The 4,366-nt window shown below is 54.8% G+C and carries 4 protein-coding genes; 3 read left to right on the plus strand and 1 reads right to left on the minus strand.

Translation table 11 applies throughout. The features are described from left to right. Positions 1 to 46: 46 nt before the first annotated feature. Positions 47 to 340, minus strand: a complete 294-nt coding sequence (locus JUK32_RS07565; protein ID WP_204138245.1) for a hypothetical protein — start codon at positions 338 to 340, stop codon at positions 47 to 49. A 250-nt stretch (positions 341 to 590) separates the two neighbouring features. On the opposite strand from JUK32_RS07565, the gene JUK32_RS07570 reads away from it, so the two are divergent. From JUK32_RS07570 to JUK32_RS07580, 3 genes are all read left to right on the plus strand, one after another. Next, on the plus strand, positions 591 to 848 hold the full coding sequence (locus tag JUK32_RS07570; protein WP_204138246.1) for a hypothetical protein: 258 nt from the start codon (positions 591 to 593) through the stop codon (positions 846 to 848). Continuing rightward, positions 835 to 1,251, plus strand: a complete 417-nt coding sequence (locus JUK32_RS07575) for a type II toxin-antitoxin system VapC family toxin (RefSeq protein WP_204138247.1) — start codon at positions 835 to 837, stop codon at positions 1,249 to 1,251. Before JUK32_RS07570 ends, JUK32_RS07575 begins: the two co-directional genes overlap by 14 nt. 180 nt (positions 1,252 to 1,431) lie before the next feature. Beyond that, positions 1,432 to 4,128, plus strand: coding sequence for a DEAD/DEAH box helicase (locus tag JUK32_RS07580; RefSeq protein WP_204138248.1), 2,697 nt, complete (start codon positions 1,432 to 1,434; stop codon positions 4,126 to 4,128). Positions 4,129 to 4,366: the final 238 nt, after the last annotated feature.

Below are 4,366 nucleotides of genomic sequence, written 5' to 3' on the forward strand. Positions count from 1 at the left end.
TTGGATCCAGATGACGAAATCAATAAATCCGCCTCTCTAGTTGTCGTCAGCCGACAGGCTCATTGTCGTCTAATACCGGATACCGCATGAAGTGGTCAAAGTATCCGGCGTAGGTCAAATTCGGCTGGCAATCATACATCTCCGTCGCCCCGATAATCGCCGACACCATATCCGGGCTTTGCGATGGGCCATATTCCTGGCTGCGCGACACATGCAGCAACACCAACCCCCGAAAACTCGTTTTCCAACTGCGCCCCTCCGACGGCTTATACCCAATGGCAATCTCGTAAGCATACGGCCCCGCAATGCTCAGCGCCCTCAACGTCTCTGGAAAAAACATCGCCAACTCCCAAGTCAGGCTCCTCCCCTAGACTGCCCTCAGTTCCCCTGCCGATGCGATGCCTCTAACATCCAAATTGTTGAGGCAGCTTTGGACAGCCGAGACGACCATCCCAACTTGTTCAATCCTCATTTCTCAGCATCCTCGCCATCCTGCAACCGGGGCGATGCTCAGCCGCAGTTCCAGTCAGATGCTCTAAAGTATGGACAGCGCTCTTCCTAGCCCAAGTGACTCCGTTGAGGCTTGTCTCATGCTTGATGCCGAAAGATTCTCCCAAGAGGTTGCCGCCCTCCCCGAAGAAGCCCAGCGCCTCATCCTGGAATTTGTCAGCTTCTTAAAACAGCGCTACGCCCCACCGCCCCCCTCAGAAGCAGCCCCCAACCAGAGCTTATATCAGCAGTTCCAACCTAGCGGCCTCATCGGCTGCGCTTCCGTCGATACCGACCTCTCCACCACCTACAAACAAGTCCTCGCCGACCAATTAAACGACAAATATGATCATCGTTGACACTGGCTTCTGGCTAGCGCTGGCCGATGACCGAGATACCTATCACCCCGCCGCCAAACAGGCCCTGCAAAAGTACAACGAACCGTTAATTACCACCTGGCCGGTCATGACCGAAACCGGCTATCTCTTGCTCACCCGCAAAGGAGTTCAGGCCCAAATTACGTTTATTCAAAGCTATGCCCAAAATCTCTTCACCGTCTTCGATCTAGAACCCCAACACGGTGCCCAGCTAGCTCAACTCATGCAGCAGTACGCTGATCTCCCCATGGATTTAGCTGACGCCTCTCTGGTCATCCTGGCCGAGCACTTAGGCCACGGGCGCATTTTCTCCGTCGATCAGCGTGACTTCAACGCCTACTGCTGGAAAAATACCTACCCCTTCCAAAACCTGCTGATGGCGTAGCTTGCATTTAGCCGGGTCTTGTCCAGTCGCCGCACCCATGCGGTGTTTCCCCCCGTTACACTCCTTAAAAACGAGACAAGTAAATATACTCAAAAGTTTCGTGTTTCACAGCATCAGCTTGGGCAACATGCATAAAGCAGCTTCGTTGTCGCAAGCTGCCACTGCGCTCTGGGTCACTTCATGGCAAGAAAGTATCGGTTCTCTTGGGATGCGTTTGATGACGGCACCGTTGCCACCCTCGCCCGCGATATCGGGCTCCCCAGCCAAGCCCACGCCGCCCCCCGCGATTGGCTCACCGCCACCGTGCCCCGCCCCAACCAAGACTTCATCCGCCAGGTCAAAAAGACCCTAGAGCAAACCTGGCTGCCCATCTATCCCGGCACTGGCAATATCGTGCAGCGTCTCATGGATGCGGGCATCGGCCCCATGGGCAACCCACAAACCCCTGCCGAATACCTGCAATACATCCGCCGCTGCCGCAACGCCGCCACCCTTCAGCGCTGTCTGCTCGAAGCCATGCTGCGCTACGGTGACCAAGACATCACCGCCACAGACGCACCCCTCGAAGACGACATTCCCCGGTTTGCCATCCTGGAGCCCCAAAAGCAGGCCGCCGATACTCGCAAACCTTACGACTATCAGCAAAATGCCTGGAACTGCCTGTCGGCCCATCTGGCTGAGTCTCAAAACACCGGGATCTTTCAAGGCTTGCTGGTCATGCCCACCGGCTCCGGTAAAACCTTCACCGCCGCCCGTTGGCTCACCGAAACCATCATCAATCGCGGATATCGGCTGATCTGGCTAGCCCACCGCTATGAACTGCTTGACCAAGCCGCCCGCGAGTTCCACGCCCTGGCCGGTCTGGCCACCGCCCAAGACCGGATCCGGGTGCGCATTGTCTCCGGTGTTCACTGCGCGACCACCCAGATTGACCCTGCCGATCAGGTGGTGATTGCCTCAGTGAGCAGTTTGTCGCGCCGCCCTGATCTGATCGACAGTTTCCTCGGCGACCCCAAAACGTTTTTGGTGATTGATGAAGCGCACCACTCCGTGGCCAAGAGCTACCGCGCCCTCATCAATATGCTAGGCACCGAGCAGCAAAGGCACATTTTGGGCCTGACCGCGACCCCCACCCGCACCGCCGAAAAAGAACGCGGCACCCTGTCAGCCCTGTTTGGCGATCGCATCCTGTTCGAGATTTCCATTCGTACCCTGATCGAGCGTCAGTTTTTAGCTCGACCGTTGCCCATTCGAGTCGCGACGAAAGTAGATGCCGAGGCTGGCGTCACCCCAGCCGACGAAAAACATTTGGCCCAGTTTCACGACCTCAGCGATGCGTGGTTAAACCGTATCGCTCACATGGAAGAACGCAACCATGTCATCGTCCAGCACTATCTAGAGCACCGCACCAAATACGGCAAGACCCTAATTTTTGCGATCGATGTCCCCCATGCCGCACTCCTCGCTGAACGCTTCCGCGCCCACGGCATCAACGCAGATTACATCGCCAGCTATCGTCTGGGAGGACAACCGGTCAACAACTACGACATCATTCAGCAGTTTCGCGATGCCACTGGTGAAGACACTTTAGAGGTCTTAATCAATGTCCAGATTTTGACCGAAGGCGTTGATATTCCCAACATCCAAACCGTCTTTCTGACCCGGCCCACCGTCAGCGAAATCTTGCTGCGCCAGATGATTGGTCGCGCCCTCCGAGGGGTAAAAGCCGGTGGCACCGCCGAAGCCTATGTCGTTTCCTTTGAAGACCATTGGGCACGCTTCCGCGAATGGCAAAGCCCTCTGGCGTTGGTTGAAGGGGATATCCTACCCCTCGAAACCCAACCCGGCAAAGAGACCGAGCCCACCGCCAAAATCCTGGAGTTCTTACCGTGGGATCTTATTCAAGAGTTTGCAGCGGTGATCGCTAAACAAGGCCCCGGTTCCGAAGCCGATGTCTTTGAAGCGATTCCCCACGGTTGGTTTGTCCTCTCCCGCGATCAAGACGGTGAAGATATCTACCAGAGCATTCCGGTCTACGAGCACCAACGACCTTGCTGGCAAGCCCTGATTGACCATCTTTACGCTTCCCCCCTCGATCATAACCACATCAACGCCGCCCTAGACGAAGAACTCTATGACCAATTTTTCTTTGACTGTGACCATCCCTGGCCCTCTCAACATGATGTGGACAAAGTTATCGAACACTGGCGAATGGGCGGTGACATTCCCGAATTCAATTCCCTACAAGAGCGCGACGAGTGCGATCCGTTCAAACTGGCGCACAAAATTCACACCGAAGACCTGACCCGCAAGGCCACCTCTGACCTGATACAAGCTGCCTACACTCCACTTGCCCAGGCAATTTATTCCAACCTGCGTGAATTCCAAGCCGCAGTGGATGATGCTCTGTTTGAGCTGGATCATCCAGAAGAATCCAATCGTCGGCATCGCGCCATTCCCATCTTCAATCCTGGCCCCACAGAGCAGCTTACCTCTGGTCCTCACCATGACTTAGCAGCATTGATGGAAGGTGTCATGGCTCAGGCACCCAACCTTTTAGGACTCGTGACCCGCCCCTCTGAGCAATTTTCCGTTCGTTGGACCCAAAATATTGTGAAGGGCTGGTACGGTCAGGCATCCTGGTTGCCGGGTAATCCATTCGGCTCTGGTGCCATCCGTATCAACCGCTTACTCGACAGCCCAGACGTACCCGCCGACGTAATTCAATATCTCCTCTGGCACGAATATCTGCACCTCTATCTCCAGCAAGCCCACACGCCCCAGTTCCGTACCCTAGAGCGCCAGTGGCCGACCTACCGTGATGGTGACAGATTCCTAGACAACCTCAACGAAAAATTCTCTGTTCAATACTGGTAACTCTTTTAGTCAGCCAATGTGCAAGACTTTCAAGAAACTGGCAAGAAAACAGATTCACACAGAGTTGCGTCTATTTTGATGTTCCATAGTATTCATGTAACTTATCCAGAACCAATTGGTGGTTTTCTGTAAAAGTCTCCGGAGTCCAGGTCGAGTAATGGTACCCCTGTTAAGGTGAACGTTTGTTCTGCTTTTCCTCTAACAGCTTTGCCGTTGAAACGTGAGGATGTTTAGGGTT

The organism is Halomicronema sp. CCY15110 (assembly GCF_016888165.1).
Lineage (GTDB): Bacteria > Cyanobacteriota > Cyanobacteriia > Phormidesmidales > Phormidesmidaceae > Halomicronema.

What these genes read in the sequence shown, in the direction of transcription:
- JUK32_RS07575 (WP_204138247.1), top strand. Translation starts at nt 835, where the DNA reads ATGATCATCGTTGACACTGGCTTCTGGCTAGCGCTGGCCGATGACCGA.
- JUK32_RS07570 (WP_204138246.1), top strand. Translation starts at nt 591, where the DNA reads ATGCTTGATGCCGAAAGATTCTCCCAAGAGGTTGCCGCCCTCCCCGAA.
- JUK32_RS07580 (WP_204138248.1), top strand. Translation starts at nt 1,432, where the DNA reads ATGGCAAGAAAGTATCGGTTCTCTTGGGATGCGTTTGATGACGGCACC.
- JUK32_RS07565 (WP_204138245.1), bottom strand. Translation starts at nt 340, where the DNA reads ATGTTTTTTCCAGAGACGTTGAGGGCGCTGAGCATTGCGGGGCCGTAT.